Here is a 17,788-nt window from a genome sequence, read left to right as displayed (position 1 = left end):
CTTTGCTGTGCGCGCCTGGCGCCGGGCGCGCCCGGTCAGACCTATCAGGACGACGAGAGGACAACTGTGCCATACCGACTCGACACTGTGCCCACCCCGCGGCTCACCACTCCTGCCGCCCGCTGGGCGGGACCGGGCCGCGGCGCCCGCTGGGCCGGGCCGGGCCGCCGGGGTCACCGGGCCTGGTGATCCATCGCTTCTGCGCTCTCCCGTAGTCGACGTGGTGAGTACCGGGGCTCATGCGGTTCTGGCAGGGATTCCCGAAGGTAGAGGCTATGACCGCAACCGCCCTGGCCGCCGCCACGCCCGCGAGCCGGGACCGCTACCTGGACCTGCTGCGGGTCGCCTCGCTCGCCGTCGTGGTGCTCGGCCACTGGATCATGGCGGTGATCGAGGTCGACGCCCGAGGCACGGTGACGGCGACCAACCTGCTGGCAGCGCTTCCGGCGCTCCAGCCGGTGACCTGGCTGTTACAGGTGATGCCGGTGTTCTTCTTCGTCGGGGGCTTCGGGCACGCCGTCGCGCTGGGTTCCTCCCGTTATGACGGCTACACAGCGTTCGTGCGGAGCCGGGCCACCCGGCTGCTGCGGCCGACGGCGGCCTTCGTCGCCGTGTGGCTGCTGGCGGCGGTCGCCATTGACCTGGCCGGCCAGAACACGGGCGCGCTGCGGATGGCCGCGCGCACGGTGGCGCAGCCGCTGTGGTTCGTCGGGGTCTACCTGGCCGTCGTGGCCCTGGCGCCGCCGATGCGTCTGCTCCACCAGCGGTGGGGGCTGTGGGCGACAGCGGGACTGGTCGGCGCGGCCGGTCTGGTCGACGTGCTGCGACTGGGGTTCGGCCTGCCCGCGGTCGGCAGCCTGAACCTGCTGCTCGTCTGGCTGGCCCTGCACCAGCTGGGTTTCGCCTACGCCGACGGCACCCTGACGCGGGGTGGCCGCCGCGCAGCCGCGCTCATGGCCGCCGGCGGCCTGACGGCGGTGCTGGGGTTGACGGTGTTCGGGCCGTACCCGGTGTCGATGGTCGGAATGCCCGGGGCGAAGGTGTCGAACATGTCGCCGCCCACGGTGGCGCTGTTCGTCCACGGCGTGTGGCTGATCGGTCTGGTGCTGCTGCTACGCGCGCCGGTGAAACGCTGGCTGGACCGGCCGCGGGTCTGGACCGCCGTAATCGTGGCGAACGGGCTGGCGATGACGGTGTTCCTGTGGCATCTCACCGCGCTGTTCGTCGTCGCGGGGCTGGCGATCCGGTTCGATCTGCTCCCCCCGGTGGGCTCACTGACGTGGTGGTTGTCCCGACCCGTCTGGATCGTCGCTCTACTGGTCGTCACCGCGCTCTTCACGCTGCTCTTCCGACGGTTCGACGCCCTGCGGGCGCCCGGCGGGGGCCTGGCCGGACAGGGTGCGGGCGTTGCCGCCGCGATCGGCATGGCGTTCGGCGCCGTCGGTGTGCTCGGCCTGTCCGTGGTCGGCCTGGCGGGGCCGGTCTCCGGACACACCGCGATCCTCCTCGGGGTGAGGATCACGGCCCTGGGCGCCGTCGCGATCACCCTGTCCGGATTCGCGCTGCTTCACCTGCCCCGGCTGCCTGCCCGCCAACGTCACGGCGCCCGCGCCTGAGGCATCGGTCCTCCTACGACGCGCGGTTGATGGCTGCCTGGAGACGCCGCAACGCAGTGTCGGCGCCGGAGACACCGAGCGCCAACTCCGCGGCGTGGTCTCCCCGCGCGGCGGCGAGCAGCGCCTGAGCGGAGCGACGTGAGTATGGGCGCCCGGTCGGCCGGCCACCGACATGGCCGCCGAGGCTGTGGGTGCTCAGAGCCCGGGCAGGCGGTTGTTGCGGAACAGATCGACGAACAGCTGGTGGTCGTCGCGGGCGCGGGCCCCGTAACGGTGCGAGAAGTCGACGAGCATGCCCACGAACCGGGCGTCGTCCCCGCCGACGGCGGTGGCGATCGCCTCCTCAGTAGAGAAGTCGACGAGGTCGTGGGCGGACTCGTCGTCCGCCACGGAGTGCATCCGGGCCACCGCCCGACCAAGGTCAGTGGTGACGCCGGCCAGATCGGCCGGCTCGTTGACGTCCGACCAGTCCAGGTCCGCCGCGTACGGGGAAACCTCGGCGACGACCTGGCCGACGCCGTCGAACTCCGTGAAACCGCACCACGGGTCGGCGTGCGCCTGCAACGCCCGCTGCGACTCCGCCGTCCGGTGCCCCTGGTGCCGGAAGTAGCCACGGACCCGGGAGTCGACGATATGCCGGGCGACGGCCGGCGACTGGGCCTGCTTCATGTAGATGACGACGTCGTTCTCCAACGCCTGGGTGTGGCCCTCCAGCAGCAGGTTGTACGACGGCAGCCCGGCCGAGCCGATCCCGACGCCCTTACGGAGCACCACATCCTTGACCTGCGCTGACAACGGGCGCAGGTGCGCCGAGCCGGGCGGCAGCGTCCCCAGGTACCCGCCGAATGAGTCGATGACCCTCTTGCGGTCCCCGGCGTCGACCTCGAAGACACCGTCGCTGAGCGAGAACCGTCGGTCGTAGTTGTCGATCGTGGTCTGCTCGGCCAGCAGCGATACCCGGGTGTTGAGTCGGGCCTTCTGGAGCACCCGGCGCAGCACACCGGTGGCCGTTTCGAGGGTGATCGAGCCGATCGCGTCGTCGCCGCCGGCCGCGATGGCCCGCAGTTCGGACAGGTAGGCGCGGGCGAACCGCCGGATGAGGTCGCTGATGATGTCGTCCGACAGCGCTTTGGCGAACCCCAGCAGGGCGACGCTGGCGGCGAAGCGTTTGAGATCCCAGGTGAACGGGCCGACATACGCCTCGTCGAAGTCGTTGACGTTGAACACGAGCTGGCCGGAATCGTTCATGTACGTGCCGAAGTTCTCGGCGTGCAGATCACCGTGGATCCAGACCCGGCTGGTGCGCTCGTCGAGGTAGGCCTCGTCGGCGTGCTCGCTGGTGAGGTCGGCGTAGAACAGGCAGGCGCTGCCCCGGTAGAACGCGAACGGCGAGGCCGCCATCTTGCGGAACTTGCGGCGGAACGCCGCGGGGTCGGCGGCCATGTGCTCGCCGAACTCCGTGGTGAGGGCCTCGATGATGGCGCCGGAGCGCCGCCGGGCGTCAGTCATGCGCGCAGCGTAACGCCCGGGCGGGAGCCGGGCTGCGGCGTTAGCGATCGGCGGCCGGGGGCCGGACCGGCGGGGCGGTCAGGGCGGCGACGTCGGGCGCGGCGAGCGGGTCGGTCCGGTCGACGCCGCCCAGACCGGCCTGCTCGGCGGCGATCTTCTCCTGGAGCCGCAGGATGCCGTGGAGCAGGGCCTCAGGCCGCGGCGGGCAGCCAGGGACGTAGACGTCAACGGGAATGAGCTGGTCAACACCCTTGGTGACCGAGTACGAGTCCCAGTAGGGACCGCCGCAGTTGGAGCACGAGCCGAACGAGATGACGTACTTGGGCTCCGGCATCTGGTCGTACAGCCGTTTGATGGCCGGGGCCATCTTGTCGGTGACGGTGCCCGAGACGACCATGAGGTCGGCCTGCCGGGGCCCGTGGGCGAACGGAATGACGCCGAGGCGCATGAAATCGTGCCGGCCCATGCTGCTGGCGATGAACTCGATCGCGCAGCAGGCCAACCCGAAGTTGAAGACCCACAGCGAGTAGCGCCGACCCCAGTTCAGCACGAACCGGATCGGCTCCCCCAGAACGCCCGGCAAGCCCGCCATGCCGGCCACCCTACCGGCCCCGACGCCCAACGCTGCTACGACGGCGGCCAGGCGCAGCGGCGCAGGTCCACGGCCTCGCCGCGCATCGGAACGCCTTCGGCCAGCAGCCGGCGACGGGCCTCGGCGGGCTGACTGGGCGCCACCCGTCCGGCGGCGTTGACGACCCGGTGCCACGGCACGCCACCGCCGTGCCGGGCCATGATCGTGCCGACCTGCCGGGCTGAACAACGGCCGGACGCCTCGGCGAGCGCGTCCGCTACCGCCCCGTAGGTGACGACGCATCCCGGGGGGACGCGCTCCACCAACGACAGCACCGCCTCGACGTACTCGTCCGGGTCCACGGTTCGGGCAGCTCCGCCTGCGGGCCCGGTCAGCCGACCGCTGGGCCCGCGTACCGGCGTCCCCGGTAGTACGGCCAGGCGTTGGCCTTGCAGCCGGCCAGGCCGAGCGTCTGTTGCTGCATCACCGGCGCGAGTCGATCCCGGCCGGGGCAGCGTTCGTGGCCCCGGCCAAGCTGGTGACCCACCTCGTGGTTGACCGCGTAGGCGCGGTACTCCGCCAGCGGTGCGCCGTAGCCGGGCACCGACTGCCACCACCGGGCCATGTTGATGATGACCTTTCCAGCGAGGCGGCAGTTGGTGTACCGCTGGGTGCGCAGGCCAGCGGCGGCGCACATCCGCTCCGAGGTCGCCGGCGTGGCCAGGTACACCGTGAACTGTGCCGGCACAGCGGCGCTGACCTGCTGGAACCGGAAGACGCGCGAGGCGCTCCAGCCGCGGGCGTCGCCCAGGATCTGCCCGACCTCGGCGGCGAACTCCGGACCGTTCTGACCCGCGCCGAGCTCCACCGCCACCCGGTACCGCAGCAGTTGACCAGCCCGACCGTGGACCGGACCGGTGCGGCCGACCCAGCCGAAACGTCCTGATCCGCTCCCGGGGAAAGCCGCCGCCCGTGGGGCCGTCTGGGCCGGCGACGGCGGCTCGCTGACCGGGTCGGGCGCCGGCGCCGTCCCGGCGCCCGGCCCGGCTGGCTTCTCCGCCGGCCCCCGCACCACATCGACGACGATGAGACCGGCGGCCAGGACCAGAAGCAGCAGTAGAAGTGAGCGCCGCCGGCGGGTCAGCATCCGGCGGCGGAGCGCGAACCGACGGCGCGCGTCGCGCATCGCCGACGAGCCACCCGCCCCCGGGCGGACCACATGTTCGACGGCCTCCGCCGCGTCCAGGGCGGCCCGGCCCGCTGGGGTGAGCCGGCCCCGCAACGCCCGGGGCCGCTGATGTTCGCGACGCCCGCTGAGCGGGACGCCGCCGGCCGGCGTCGGGCCGTGCCAGTCCGGCGGCTCGGCGCCTTGTCGGACCGGTCGGTCGACCGAGTCCGGGCGGGAGCGGGGGCGGGCGGGCGTGACCATCGCTGACTCAGCCTTCCACGATCGGCGGGGCGCCGAGCCCCGAACGGCGTACCGCCATCGGGTGATGATCCGCCGGCGGTTCCAGGCTACGTGCCGCCGCGGGTCCGGAAGCCCCGGCTGCCCTGGGTCAGAGGAGGGCGTCCAGCAGGCGGTTGACCGCGGCCATGGTGGCCCGAACCGCGGCGTGGTGCGGGTCGCCCAGGACCAACGCGGAGCCGGCGAGCTGTTCCACCCAGCCGTCGCAGACGAGCAGGACCACGACGACGGCAACCTCGCAGGCGCCGAAGGTGACGGTGGTGACGTGCTCAACAAAGCAACGGCCAGGGTCCGAGCCGGGACGTGCCTCGGCGACCAGGTCCCCGATGGCGGACGCGGCGGCCACGGCGCACAGCCGCAGAATGTAGGAGTCGACGGCCGGACCGGTGGCCACCCCGGTAGCCGTCCGGGGGCCGACGCCCAGGCGCACCTCCACGGTGGCTTCCTGCCCGGCCGAGCTGACGCGCACATGCTCGATGAGCACCCGCCCCGGACGCTCGTCGGCGCACCAGGCGGACTTCTGCCGCCTCCCGGCCACATCTTCCGCGGGCGGACGGACGAGGACCGGCGGCGGCTCGGGGTCGTCGTTGGCGCGGCGCCGTCCGCGCCGTCCGCGCTCGTCGGTCCCGGCGCGGGCCGTCGCGGCGGCGTTATCCGCGCCGACTCTGGCCACCGGCCCGACGGCGTCCGCGACCGGATCGGCGGCGACCACGGTGTCCACAGCGGTCACAGTGTCGGCGGCGGCGTGGGCCGGGCGGCGGCCGGGCGTGGCCTGTTGCGGAATCCACGCCTGTGCCGGGGGCCCCGTCTCGGCCGTCCGTGGCAGGGTCGACCGGGGGGCCGCGGCCAGGCCCAACCGTTCCTGCAGCAACCGGGCCACCTCGCGGCTCACGTGAGCGGCGTCGGCGCCCTCGGCGAGGTCCAGTCGCAGGTTGTGCGCTCCGGCGGCGGTGCTGCGCAGCGAGGCGTCCTGGACCCCGGCGACCCCGCGGACGGCGGTGAGGACCGCGTCGACGTCGAACCCCTCAGGGCGCTCGCCGGGCGTGGCGGGGAACTCGTCGCGACGCAGGTGGGTGGCGATTCTGGCCAGCTCCGGGGTCTGCGCCGGGGAGGCTGGGACGGCGAGCGCGGTGGCCGGCTCGGCCGAGGCCGGTACCCGGTGCGGGAGAACCGGACGGACCACCGCCGATCCGTCCGGCGCGACGAGAACCGCCGCGGCGGGGGCCGGCGTCACGACGCTGCCGTTGAGCGCCGCGCCGCTGGGTGACGGACGGGCGGCGCTATCGGTCGAGTGGGACGACCGGGCGCTGGACGCTCCGAACGGCGGGGGCGCGCACCACCGGGTGGGGTCGGTCGACAACGGCCGCCCATTGTCGACCGGCCGGGTGTTGCCGTTGCGGGGGCGGCCGTCCGACGGCGGCCAGTAGCCGTTGACCTCCATGACCTCGCCGGCGCCAGGCACGCCGGACCGCCCGTCCTCGGACGGGTCCCAGCCAACGTGGCCCGCCCGGGCGCGGCCCGCTGCGGGCTGACCTGATTCGTCCACCGTGCGCTCCTCGGTCACCTGCGTTGAGGCTACCGTGTGCGTGGGTCAGGATGGCGACACGCGCCAATCGCGGAGCCACCGGCGCGACGCCGCCGTCCAGCGAGCGGCCCAGGGCATGGAGGTACCCGATGGATTCTGTCGACGAGGCGCGGGCGGCCGGTCGGTCCACCCGACTGCCCCGGTCAGCGAGACGTCAGCAGCTGCTCGCCGCGGCGCAGGACGTTTTCGTGGCCCAGGGGTACCACGCCGCGGCCATGGATGACATCGCCGAACGCGCCGGGGTCTCCAAACCCGTGCTCTACCAGCACTTCCCCGGCAAACTCGACCTCTATCTGGCGTTGCTGGACACCCACTGCGATGCGATCGTGGCGGCGGTCCGGTCCGCCATGGACGTCGCCGACGACAACAAGGACCGGGTCCGGGGCGCGGTACGGGCATACTTCGACTTCGTGGACCACGAGAGCGGGGCGTTCCGGCTCGTCTTCGACTCGGACCTGCGTAACGATCCGGCGGTCCGCGAACGGGTCGACCGGGTCGAGGCGGGCTGCGTGGCGGCGATCACCGACACCATCATCGGCAACACCGGGGTCGACCGCCCCCGCGCCGAGCTGCTGGCCTCCGGCCTGGTCGGCGCCGCCGAGACGGCCGCGCAGTTCTGGCTGGCGGGCGGGCGCGCCGTGCCGAAGGAGCAGGCCGAGGCGTTGCTGGCGGCGTTGGCGTGGCGGGGCATCGCCAGCTTCCCGCCCCAGGGCGAGCAGGGAGCGCGGTGAGCTGAAGCCGCCTACGCCGCTTGTCGGTCTCGGACCGGTCGGCCCGGTAGGCTTTCGCCGAGCCAGCGTCACCGCCAAGGGAGGCAACGTGGAGGTCAAGATCGGCGTCCAGTACGCGCCGCGGGAACTCGTCGTGGACAGCGTCCAGTCGCCGGACGAGGTGGAGCGTGCCGTCACCGAAGCCATGAGCGGTGACACCGGCGTGCTCGCCCTCACCGACGAGAAGGGCCGCCGGGTCCTCGTCCCGGTCGGCAAGCTCGCCTACGTGGAGATCGCCGAGGCGAGCGTCCGCGCGGTGGGCTTCGGCCGATAGCCGTTGAAACGGCCCCGGGCACTCGCCCCGGGGCCGTTTCAGTTGCTCAGACCGACCGCCGCCATGCGGTCGCTGTGCCGGGCCACCAGGCGCCGGTGCAGCTCAACGAGGCGGGTCGGGTCGCCGTCGAGGACCAGGCGGGCCAGCGCGGGCTGCCCGGCGGCGACGCTCTGCGCCTGCGAGAGCCCTTCCCCGACGAGCCGACGCGCCCACATCGACAGCCGGCTGCCCAGCTCCGGGGACCCGTCGATGGCCGTTCTGATCTCGACCGCGGCGTACTGCTGGTACGCCGACGCGTGCAGAGCCGACAGGACGGCATCCCGGCCGGCAGGGTCGAGCCGCCCGGCGGCCACCCGGTGGAAATCGTCGGCGATGCCGTTGCCGACGTACGCCTTCGTCAACGCCTCCCACCAGTCGGTGGGGACGGTGCGGGCGTGGTACGCCTCAAGCGCCGGCAGGTAGGGGGCCATGACCGCCTCCGGCTCGACGCCCAGGGCTTCGAGCTGCCCGGCGAGCCGCCGGTAGACCTCGACCTCCGCGGCGGCCATCTCGCTGAGAGCGGCCCGGCGGGCCAGGTCCGGGGCGAGCCGGGCGTCGGCGGCGATCCGGTCGAACGCCAACAGCGCGCCCATCGCCAGCAGGCCGAGCAGATCGGCGAATCCCTCCGCGCGGGTCGGGTCGGCGGAGCGGTTCCCGTCGGGCGGCGCGGCGGGCTGGAATCGGGACTGGTCAGGCACGGCTCGGAATGTACCCGGCGGAACGTCACGCGCGAGCGCGCACGCGACACGCCGAGCTGTCGGCGCTGGCCTGTCAGGTACGATGGCCAGCAAGAAGCTGCTGGTAGCAACCCACTCGATGGCCCGCTCTCCCCGAGGAGATCCGGAGCGTGGGGCGGAGGACGTGCTACCGCGCACGCGCGGCCCGCGGAACGATATCCGCGTGCGGCCCGCGACACCGATCGCGCCCTCTGCTGGTGACGGGGCGCACCCACGAGAGGCACCCCTGACAACCCCATGAGCGACTTGCACAACACTTCAGCCGCGCCCGCCGAGATCGGCCAGCGCCCGCCAGCCCGGACCGACTCGCCGACCTTCGCGGAGCTTGGCGCCCGGCCGGAGACGGTGGCGGCGCTGGCCGAGGCGGGCATCGTCCACGCTTTCGCCATCCAGGAGTACGCGCTGCCGATCGCGCTGCGCGGAACCGACCTCATCGGTCAGGCGCCCACCGGCACGGGTAAGACGTTCGGCTTCGGCCTGCCGCTGGTCGACCGGTCGCTGGCGCCATCCGAGGGCGGCACCGGTCTGCCCCAGGCGCTGGTCATCGTTCCGACCCGTGAGCTTGGCATCCAGGTCGCCAAGGACCTCGCGCTGGCCGGCCGGCTGCGCGGGGTGCGGGTGTTGGCGCTGTACGGCGGCGTGGCCTATGAGCCGCAGGTCGAAGCTTTAGCCGCTGGCGTCGAGATCCTGGTCAGCACGCCGGGTCGACTGCTTGACCTGGCCAAGCAGAAGAAGATCAAGCTGACCGAGGTCCGGGCTCTGGTGCTGGACGAGGCGGACCGGATGCTCGACCTGGGCTTCCTTGACGATGTCGAGCGGATCCTGGCGATGCTGCCGGAGGAGCGTCAGACGATGCTCTTCTCGGCCACCATGCCCGACCCGATCGTCGGCCTGGCCCGCCGGTTCCAGAAGCACCCGGTGACGATCCACGCCGGGCACAGCGCCGAGACGGGCCCGTCGCCGCTGACCAAGCAGGTCATCTACCGCACCCACCCGCTCAACAAGATCGAGGTGGTGTCGCGGATCCTGCAGGCCAACGACCGTGGCCTGACGATGATCTTCACGCGGACCAAGCGGGCCGCCGACCGGGTCGCCGAGGATCTGGACTTCCGGGGCTTCGCCGTCGCCGCCGTCCACGGGGATCTCAACCAGGGCGCCCGGGAACGGGCGCTGCGCGCCTTCCGCAACGGCAAGATCGACGTGCTGGTCGCCACCGACGTCGCCGCCCGAGGTCTGGACGTCTCCGGCGTCACGCATGTGATCAACTACGACTGCCCGGAGGACCAGGACACCTACACCCACCGGATCGGCCGCACCGGTCGCGCTGGCGCCACCGGGGTGGCGGTGACCTTCGTCGACTGGGAGGACATGCCCCGCTGGGCGATCATCAACAAGCACATGGGTCTTGAGCTGCCCGTACCTCCGGAGACCTACCACACCTCGCCGTACCTGTTCACCGACCTCGACATCCCCACCGACGTGAGCAGCACCCTGCCCTCGGCCGAGCGGACCCGCGCCGGCCTGGGCGCGGAGGTCGAGGAGGACCTCGGCGGACGCTCCAGCGGCGGACGCTCCGATCGCCCCCGGCGCGACCGTGACGGCGGCCGTTCCGGTGGACGCCCCGAAGGCCGGGGCGGTCGCGACAGCGGACGCTCGGAGGGCCGTGGCGCACGTTCCGGCGACGCCCGGCGCAGCGACACCGCCGAGACCGAGATCCCGGACGCCGACAGCTCCCGCACGTCGCGGCCCCGGCGCCGGCGCAGGGCTGGCGAGGTCGTCGCCGCCGAGGGCGGCCCGGCGCCGACGGGCGGCCCGGCCACCCCGAGCGACCCGAACACCGGCGGGGACGCGACCCGCAAGCCGCGCCGTCGCCGGCGCCGCAGCGGCGGAGGCGGGCAGGGCGAGTCGGCCACGCCGCCGAACGCGGGCTGACCGTGCCGCTCACCCTCACCGAGGCGCTCGCCGAGGTGCGGGCGCTGTTGTTGTGTCCTGATCTGGTGCGTGCGGTGGCAGCCGGCCGGCGGCGGGGCCAGGACACGCCGGATCGGGCGGAGCTGCGGCCGGTCGTCGGCCGCGGCGGCCGGCTCGTCCAGCTCGTCACCACCGACGGCGTCCGACCCACCACCAGGAACCTGTCCGCCGACGAGCTGCCGTCGGCCGTCGACGGGCTGCTGGCCAGGCCGCACGGCAACTGGCACGTCGAGACCGTCGACACGGTCCTACAGGTCCGGGTGACCAAGCGGGGTCTGGCCCAGCTGCACCGGGCGGGCCGGGCGGCGGTGGCGGCGGTCGACACCAGCCACGACCGCCCCAGGCAGCACCTGCTCGACCCCGGCGACCCGCTATTCGACGTCATCGGCGGTGGAGCGGCCAAACGCCGTCAGGTGGACGCGTTCCTGCGCGCCCTCGCCGCGACGCTGCCCGCCGACGGCCTGCCGGACCCGCTCCGGGTGGTCGATCTCGGCTGCGGCAACGCGTACCTGACGTTCGCCGCGCACCGCTACCTCACCGGGCGCGGCCACACCGTCCTGGTGACCGGGGTGGAGGTCCGGGAGGATCAGCGGGACCGGAACACGGCGCTGGCCCAGCGGCTGGGCGTGGCCGATCAGGTCCGTTTCGTCGCCGCCTCGATCGCCGACGCGGTCGTCGACCCGGCGCCGCAGGTGGCGCTGGCGCTGCACGCCTGCGACACCGCCACCGACGAGGCGTTGGCGCGGGCGCTGGGCTGGCGGGCCCGTTGGGTGCTGGCGGCGCCGTGCTGCCACCACGACCTGGCGAGCCAGTTGCGGGCGCTGCCCGCCACGCCGCTGACCCGCCACGGCATCCTGCGCGAACGGCTGGCGGACACCTTGACCGACGCTATGCGCGCGGCGCTGCTACGCCGCGCCGGGTACCAGGTGGAGGTCGTGGACTTCATCGACTCCGCCCACACTCCGCGTAACACGCTGCTGCGGGCGCGACGGGGTCCGGCGGCGGACGCCGGGCCCGAGGCTTCGGCCGCCGCGGCGGCCGAGTATGAGGAGCTGGTGGCCGCGTGGCGGGTCGTGCCGGCCTTGGCGGGGTTGCTGGCGGTCAGCCCACCACGAGCGTGAACGCCGCCGTGCGGACCTTGCCGCCGGTCTGGAAGTCCAGGAACATCCGGTACCGGCCCGGGCTGGGGGGCGACAGCCAGAACTGGACGGAGTCGGCGGCCATGGTGACGTCGGCGTGGACATGCACGTAGCCGAGGTCGTTCTCCCGGATGACCACCAGGTGCCCGTACGCCCCGAGATAGCGGTCGAGGAAGGCCGGTGACCCGGCCCGGGTGACCCGGAACCGTAACGGTTGGATCGTCCCCGCGCGGGGCGTGCCCTCCTGGCTGACCTGGTATCCGTCGATGGCGACGGCGTTGGTCGGGGCCGGCAACGGCTCCGGTCGGTAGGCGCCCGCGGCCGTGATGTCGACGCCGAGGGTGAGCGGGACCTGCTGGCCGGCCGGGTCGGTCGCGGTGAAGTCGGCGTAGGCGTGCCAGACGCCGGGCTGGGGCAGCCGCAGCGGCACGCTCCACGTCCCGTCCGCGGCCATGGTGGGGTGCAGGTGCTGGTAGCCGGTGAGGTCGCGGCGCACCACGATGAGGTGCAGCGGCTTCTCGTGGACGGTGACGAAGCTGGTGACCGGGGCGCCGGCGGCGCCGCGGATCTGGAACCGGAAGGTCGCGTCCCGCCCGGCGGGCAGCTCGGTGCTGGCCGGCGCCATCCGGAACCCGACCGCGGTAGCGGCCATCCCCACGGCGACGCCGCCGACGACAGCCTCCCCGTTGACGCCGGCGGTGCCGCCGTGCCCGTGGGAGGGCGCGCCGAGGGCGTGCGGGTGGTCGTCGGGGAGGCTCGCCGGTGCGGCGGCCGGGACGGCCGCGGTGCGACCGAGCGTGAAGCCCAGGAGCAGCGCGGCGATGAGCCCGCCGATGATGCCGGCGGTGCGGAGCGCGGTGCGGTCGGCGGCTCGGGTCTGGGCAGGCGTCGGCGGCCCCGTCGGCGCCTGCGGCGACGGGTCGGTCGGGTCCTGCGTCACGTTCTGCGCCACCTGACGAGCGTAGCCGCGTGATCGGCGTGGTCCGAGGCCGGTGTGTCGCGCCGTGGGTGGACCGCCGACGTCATGATACAAATGCCCTAATTCAGTAACTATTTCCTATTTTAGGTCGTTGAACAGGTGTGCCTATGACTGACGCCGCGCGCCGCCTACGCCCCCTTCTCGCCGTAGCCGCCGGATCAGCGCTGGCCTGCGCCACTCTTACTCCGGCACTCGCCGCCCAGGCCACTCCCGAAGAGCAGCTCACCCGGGCCCGACACCGGCTCGAGGTCGTCGTCGAGGAACACAACGAGGTCCGCGAGGACCTGGCGGCCACCCGCGCCCGGCTGGCCGCGCTCGCGCCACAACTGGCCCCGATGCGCGCCGCCATCGACCAACGCCGACTCCAGGTCGGCCAGCTCGCCGCCAGCACCTACCGATCCGCCGCCAGCTACCGGGTCGGCGCGCTGCTGTCGGACCCCGAGCCCGGCCAGCTCACCGAGCGGCTCATCATGGTCCAACACCTCACCGACAAACGCGAACGCGCCATCGACGCGCTGGCCCGCTCCCAACGCGACTTCCTCCAGGCCCAGCGGCAGCTCGCCACGCTGGCCGCCACCCAGAACAAGCAACGCGCCCAACTCGCCGCCAAGCGTCGGCACATCGAGCAGGAGATCCAGAGGCTCACCCCGGCCGTCGTCGCGGCCGAACGGCGGGCGCCCCGCGCCCAGCGTGCCGAGTCGGCCCCGGCCGTCATGCGCGTCCACGCCGCCGGCGCCGCCGGGGCGGCCGTCCGCTTCGCCTTGAGCCAGATCGGCAAGCCGTACGGCTGGGGCGGCGCCGGCCCCCACCAGTACGACTGCTCTGGTCTCACCAGCTCCGCCTGGCGCCGTGGCGGGCGGGGACTGCCGCACAACTCAGCCCGGCAGTGGAACAGCGTCACCCGGATCAGCCGCGCCCAGCTACGCCCCGGGGACCTGGTCTTCTACTACGACGGCATCTCGCACGTCGGCATGTACGTCGGCGGCGGACGGATCGTCCACGCCCCGACCTTCGGCCAGAACGTGCGCACCGACCCGATGAGCTACGCCCCGATCTACGGCTTCGGACGGCCCTGACCCACCTCGTCGGCGACGACGTCCCGCACCCTCCGCCACACCGTCTCGTCCGCCGCGGCCAACAGCCCCTGCCGGTTGTCAGTCGGGTCGTACGGGGCGCCGTCCAGGCGCCGGGCCACCCCGCCCGCCTCGGCCAGGAACAGCGAACCGGCCGCGTGGTCCCACGGCTGGGTCCACCAGAACATCGCGAAGTCCTGCGCGCCGCTGACGATGTCCGGGTACTCGCGCCCGGTGCAGCGCAGCCCCGGCAGCAGCTCGCCCAGGCCCCCGGCCCGTGCCCGGGCCACGATCCGGGACGGCAACGACCGCGCCGACACCGCGCCCCGCAGGCTGGACGCGGACACCGGGGCCACCCGCGCCGGGGCCTCATCCACGAACGCGCCGCCGCCGCGGCTGGCCGTCGCCATGGCATCCGTCAGCGGGTCGAAAAGCCACGCCTGCTCCGGCGCGCCCGCCCGCAGGAGGGCGATGAGCATCATGAACGCGCCCGCGCCGGCGGCGAAGTTCGCGGTGCCGTCCACCGGGTCCACCAACCACACCGGGCCGGCGCCGCGCAGGGCGTCCAGGACGGTCGGATCGTCCGACACAGCTTCCTCGCCAACCACCCGCGACCCCGGCAGGATCTCGCGCAGCCCGTCGGTGAGCATGCGCTCGGCGAGATGGTCGGCGACCGTCACGATGTCCCCGACGCCCTTGGCCCGGATGTCGGCGGCGGCCAGCCGCCGGTAGTACGGCAGCACGACCGCCTGGGCGGTGCGTCTGATGAGGGGGGCGACCTCGGCGAGCACGCTCACGCCTTCGGCGGCAGTTTCACCACGCTGACGAAGAACTCGTCGATCTGGCGGACCACCTCGATGAACCGCTCGAAATCCACCGGCTTGGTCACATACGCGTTGGCGTGCAACTGGTAGCTGCGCACGATGTCCTCGTCGGCCTGCGAGGTCGTCAGCACCACCACCGGGATGCTGCGCAACGCGGGGTCCTCCTTGATGCTGGCTAACACCTCGCGGCCGTCGCGGCGGGGCAGGTTGAGGTCGAGCAGCACCAGATCCGGCCGGGCGGCGTCCGCGTACTCGCCCTCCCGGCGCAGGTACGCCAGCGCCTCGGCGCCGTCGGCGACCACCGTCAGCCGATTGTTGACCTTGTTGTGCTCGAACGCCTCCTGCGTCATGAGCGCGTCGCCCGGGTCGTCCTCGACCAGCAGGACCTCGATGGGCAGACCGTCGCGCGTGCTCATGCCGCGAACTCCTCTACAGAATTATGCGAGGCGGCGCCCGGCTGCGGGTTCGCGGGGTCCGTCGCGGGATCGGGAACGGCGGGCATGGTCAGCCGGAAGGTGGCGCCGGACTCCACATCGGTGTCCAACCAGATCCGTCCGCCGTGATACTCGACGATCTTCTTTACCATCGCCAGGCCGATGCCCGTACCAGGGTACGCGTCACGTCCATGAAGACGTTGGAAGATCACGAACACCTTATCGGCGTACTCCGCGCCGATGCCGATGCCGTTGTCGGCGACGGCGATCTCCCAGTCATCGCCGTCCCGCCGCGCCGTCACCTCGATGCGCGGCGGCCGCTCCGGGTCGCGGAACTTGAGCGCGTTACCGACCAGATTCGCGAACAGGGTCACCAACAGCGAGTCCTCGCCCCGCACCGTTGGCAGACCCGACCAGACCAACGCCGCGCCGTTGGCCGATCGCGCCTCGTCGACCTGCTCGTTGACCTGCCCCATCACCAGATCGAGATCCACATCGACGAAGGCGTTGCTGGCCCGCCCGATCCGGGAGAACGCCAGCAGATCATTGATGAGACGCTGCATCCGCTGGGCGCCGTCGACCGCGAACGCGATGTACTGGTCAGCCTTGTCGTCGAGCTGTCCCGCGTACCGGCGCTGGAGGAGCTGACAGAAACTGGCCACCTTCCGCAGCGGCTCCTGAAGATCGTGCGAGGCGACGTAGGCGAACTGCTCCAGATCACGGTTGGATCTGGCCAGCTCCTCAGCCTGCGCCGTCAGCTGCTCGTTGAGCTCGGCGAGCTTCGCGCCGGTCTGCTCGACCTCGCCGCGGGCCGCCCGCACCTGCGCCAGGTCATGGACGATGCGGCGGCGCATGCCGTTGACGTCGGCGGCGAGCCGGGCCAGCTCCGGCGGTCCGGTCTCGTGGATCTCCCTGATGAAGTCGCCGGCCGCCACCTGACGGATCTGCCCACACAGGTCGACCACCGGACGGGTGACCAGGCGGCTCATCAGGGTCAACAGCGCGACGCCGGCGGTCACGATCACGGCCCCGGCGACGATGAGCAGCAGCAGCAGCGCCTCCCTGGCCTCCTGCAGGCGCCCGGTCAGCTCGGTCCGGATCCTGATCAGCTCGCTCTGCAGCTCCCGGATGAGAGCCCGGATCCCGTCGAACTGCTGCCGGCTGCTGTCGTTGACCAGCCGCTGTCCAGCCGCCTGGTCGCCGGCGCCGACCGAGACGATGAGCGGCTCGGCGACCGCCGCCCGCCAGCCGGCCGCCGCGCTGGCGATCCTCCCCACCGTCTCCCCGGCGCCGGGGAAACCGGACAGGTTCCGCCGCAGGCCGGTCAGCAGCCTGGCCTCCTGCGCCCGCCCGGCGAGATAGGGGCGCAGGTCGGCGCGGTCGGCGGTGAGAGCGTAACCCCGTACGCCCGTCTCCTGGTCCAGCATCGCCGCCGTCAGCGTCTCGGCGTCGATCCGGGCCGGCTGGACCGTCTCGATCAAAAGGTCGTTGTCCGCCTGGCCGTCCTTGGCCAGATAGAACGACAGCCCGGTGAGCAGGATCAGCGCGGCCGCCACCGCCGCCACCAACGACACCACCCGCGCCCGCAAGGTCCACCTGATGCTCATGCGGCGGCGCCCACGGTCACCAGCAGGATCGCCACATCGTCGGCGAGCGGGCCGCCGTTGAGCCGCTCGGCGTTGCCGACCAACCACGCCGGCAACGCCGACGGGCTGACCCGGGCCGCCTCGGGCCCGTTAATCAGGTCGCACAGACCGGAGACGTCCAACCGCTCGGCGCCGCTCCGACCCTCGATAAGGCCATCGGTGTACATCAACAGGGCTGCTCCAGGGTCAAACGTCATCGAGTGTGGCGTGGGCGGTTTCGGCGCCACCCCCAGCAGCCGCCCGGGCGGCGCGGCCACGGGCGTGGCGGCGCCGGCCGACAGGAGCAGCGGCGGCGGGTGTCCGGCCAACCGGATCGTCGCCGCCCCGGAGAGAAGGTCGACCGCGACGGTGGCGACGGTGGCGAAGATCTCCGGGGCGCGGCGCTCGCTCATGAGCACCTGCTCCAGGGCGGGCAGCACCGCCTCGTCGGGCACGCCCCCGAGGATCAGAGCCCGCCAGGCGACCCGAAGCTCCACCCCCAGCGCGGCTTCCTCGACGCTGTGGCCACAGACATCGCCGACCATGAAGTGCAACCGGTCCGGGCCGGTCTGCACGACGTCGTAGAAATCGCCGCCGATGAGCCCCCGCTGGCGTCCGGACCGGTAGAAGCTGTGTACCCGGGCCTGGTCGGTCTGCATGAGCGGCTGTGGGAGCAGGCCCCGTTCCAGGCGGGCCGACTCAGCCTGCCGCAGGTCGGCCTCGCGCAGTCGGCGGGCGTTGTCGTCGGCGCGTTTCCGCTCGACGGCGTACCGCAGCGCCCGGCTCAGCAGCACGCCGTCGACCTGCCCCTTGACCAGATAGTCCTGCGCCCCCTCGGCGACCGCCGCGACGCCCAGGTGCTCGTCGTGCAGGCCGGTGAGCACGCAGACGGCGGCCTGGCTGGCCAGGGCGAGCACCGCACGCAGTCCGTCGAGGCCACGGGCGTCGGGCAGGCCGAGGTCCAACAGGACGCAGTCGACGGTGTTCACCCGGGTACGCGCCTCGGCCAGAGTCGCCGCGACGGCGACATCGACCGGGGCGTTGACCTCGGAGAGCAGCTCGGTGACCAGGAACGCGTCGCTGGCGTCGTCCTCGACCAGCAGGACGGTCAGCCGACGCTCAGGGACCCCGACGTCCGCCGGGCCGCGCGCCCCGAAGCCCAGTGGTCCGGGCCGCG

The 17,788-nt window shown here is 72.9% G+C and carries 17 protein-coding genes; 6 read left to right on the top strand and 11 right to left on the bottom strand.

The genetic code is table 11. The annotated features are described in order from the left end of the window. The first annotated feature begins 275 nt into the window (after positions 1-275). The gene (locus ABD287_RS08095; RefSeq protein WP_344170619.1) at positions 276-1,616 is read left to right on the top strand and encodes an acyltransferase family protein; all 1,341 of its coding nucleotides are present in this window, start codon (positions 276-278) and stop codon (positions 1,614-1,616) included. 195 nt (positions 1,617-1,811) lie between these two features. Here ABD287_RS08095 and ABD287_RS08090 read toward each other — a convergent pair whose 3' ends face one another. From ABD287_RS08090 to ABD287_RS08070, 5 genes are all read right to left on the bottom strand, one after another. Then, the gene (locus ABD287_RS08090; RefSeq protein WP_344170616.1) at positions 1,812-3,125 is read right to left on the bottom strand and encodes a DUF2252 domain-containing protein; all 1,314 of its coding nucleotides are present in this window, start codon (positions 3,123-3,125) and stop codon (positions 1,812-1,814) included. Positions 3,126-3,165: 40 nt separating this feature from the next. Continuing rightward, entirely contained in the window at positions 3,166-3,717 is a 552-nt protein-coding gene (locus ABD287_RS08085; protein ID WP_344170613.1) for an NADH-quinone oxidoreductase subunit B, read from the bottom strand. 35 nt (positions 3,718-3,752) lie between these two features. Next, on the bottom strand, positions 3,753-4,058 hold the full coding sequence (locus tag ABD287_RS08080; RefSeq protein WP_344170610.1) for an MGMT family protein: 306 nt from the start codon (positions 4,056-4,058) through the stop codon (positions 3,753-3,755). A gap of 29 nt (positions 4,059-4,087) precedes the next feature. Further along, positions 4,088-5,125: a DUF3152 domain-containing protein gene (locus ABD287_RS08075; protein ID WP_344170607.1), complete on the bottom strand. Its 1,038-nt coding sequence runs from the start codon at positions 5,123-5,125 to the stop codon at positions 4,088-4,090. Between the two features lie 127 nt (positions 5,126-5,252). Further along, on the bottom strand, positions 5,253-6,725 hold the full coding sequence (locus ABD287_RS08070) for a hypothetical protein (protein WP_344170605.1): 1,473 nt from the start codon (positions 6,723-6,725) through the stop codon (positions 5,253-5,255). A 110-nt stretch (positions 6,726-6,835) separates the two neighbouring features. Here ABD287_RS08070 and ABD287_RS08065 point away from each other — a divergent pair, with 110 nt between their 5' ends. Both ABD287_RS08065 and ABD287_RS08060 read left to right on the top strand, forming a co-directional pair. Continuing rightward, positions 6,836-7,477 carry a TetR/AcrR family transcriptional regulator gene (locus tag ABD287_RS08065; RefSeq protein WP_344170602.1) on the top strand — a complete coding sequence of 214 codons (642 nt, stop codon included), beginning with the start codon at positions 6,836-6,838 and terminating at the stop codon, positions 7,475-7,477. A gap of 88 nt (positions 7,478-7,565) precedes the next feature. Beyond that, the gene (locus tag ABD287_RS08060) at positions 7,566-7,790 is read left to right on the top strand and encodes a DUF3107 domain-containing protein (RefSeq protein ID WP_344170599.1); all 225 of its coding nucleotides are present in this window, start codon (positions 7,566-7,568) and stop codon (positions 7,788-7,790) included. Between the two features lie 38 nt (positions 7,791-7,828). Here ABD287_RS08060 and ABD287_RS08055 read toward each other — a convergent pair whose 3' ends face one another. Continuing rightward, positions 7,829-8,527, bottom strand: coding sequence for a ferritin-like fold-containing protein (locus tag ABD287_RS08055; protein WP_344170596.1), 699 nt, complete (start codon positions 8,525-8,527; stop codon positions 7,829-7,831). Between the two features lie 276 nt (positions 8,528-8,803). Between ABD287_RS08055 and ABD287_RS08050 the strand changes: the two genes are divergently transcribed. Both ABD287_RS08050 and ABD287_RS08045 read left to right on the top strand, forming a co-directional pair. Further along, positions 8,804-10,498, top strand: a complete 1,695-nt coding sequence (locus ABD287_RS08050; RefSeq protein ID WP_344170593.1) for a DEAD/DEAH box helicase — start codon at positions 8,804-8,806, stop codon at positions 10,496-10,498. Between the two features lie 2 nt (positions 10,499-10,500). Continuing rightward, positions 10,501-11,658: a class I SAM-dependent methyltransferase gene (locus tag ABD287_RS08045; protein ID WP_344170591.1), complete on the top strand. Its 1,158-nt coding sequence runs from the start codon at positions 10,501-10,503 to the stop codon at positions 11,656-11,658. Here the strand turns inward: ABD287_RS08045 and ABD287_RS08040 are convergent. Beyond that, positions 11,639-12,628 carry a hypothetical protein gene (locus tag ABD287_RS08040; protein WP_344170588.1) on the bottom strand — a complete coding sequence of 330 codons (990 nt, stop codon included), beginning with the start codon at positions 12,626-12,628 and terminating at the stop codon, positions 11,639-11,641. The genes ABD287_RS08045 and ABD287_RS08040 overlap by 20 nt on opposite strands. Before the next feature lie 134 nt (positions 12,629-12,762). Here ABD287_RS08040 and ABD287_RS08035 point away from each other — a divergent pair, with 134 nt between their 5' ends. After that, positions 12,763-13,731: a C40 family peptidase gene (locus ABD287_RS08035; protein ID WP_344170585.1), complete on the top strand. Its 969-nt coding sequence runs from the start codon at positions 12,763-12,765 to the stop codon at positions 13,729-13,731. On the opposite strand, the gene ABD287_RS08030 is transcribed toward ABD287_RS08035, so the two are convergent. Genes ABD287_RS08030 through ABD287_RS08015 form a run of 4 tightly spaced genes read right to left on the bottom strand, consistent with a single transcriptional unit; the run spans position 13,710 to position 17,774 of the window. Beyond that, positions 13,710-14,519, bottom strand: coding sequence for an inositol monophosphatase family protein (locus ABD287_RS08030; RefSeq protein ID WP_425565524.1), 810 nt, complete (start codon positions 14,517-14,519; stop codon positions 13,710-13,712). The two genes, ABD287_RS08035 and ABD287_RS08030, sit on opposite strands and share 22 nt — an antisense overlap. 2 nt (positions 14,520-14,521) lie before the next feature. Then, complete coding sequence (locus ABD287_RS08025; RefSeq protein ID WP_344170579.1) at positions 14,522-14,968, bottom strand: response regulator; 447 nt, start codon at positions 14,966-14,968, stop codon at positions 14,522-14,524. Beyond that, positions 14,965-16,593 (bottom strand): sensor histidine kinase, encoded by a 1,629-nt coding sequence (locus ABD287_RS08020; protein WP_344170576.1) that lies wholly within the window; start codon positions 16,591-16,593, stop codon positions 14,965-14,967. Before ABD287_RS08020 ends, ABD287_RS08025 begins: the two co-directional genes overlap by 4 nt. Beyond that, a complete protein-coding gene (locus tag ABD287_RS08015) occupies positions 16,590-17,774 on the bottom strand; it encodes a PP2C family protein-serine/threonine phosphatase (RefSeq protein WP_344171007.1) in 1,185 nt (394 codons plus the stop codon). Before ABD287_RS08015 ends, ABD287_RS08020 begins: the two co-directional genes overlap by 4 nt. Between the last annotated feature and the right edge of the window lie 14 nt (positions 17,775-17,788).

This window comes from Pilimelia columellifera subsp. columellifera, from assembly GCF_039532605.1.
Classification (GTDB): Bacteria; Actinomycetota; Actinomycetes; order Mycobacteriales; family Micromonosporaceae; genus Pilimelia; species Pilimelia columellifera.
Note: the sequence above shows the minus strand (reverse complement) of the source record. Positions and strands in the feature narration are given on the sequence as shown.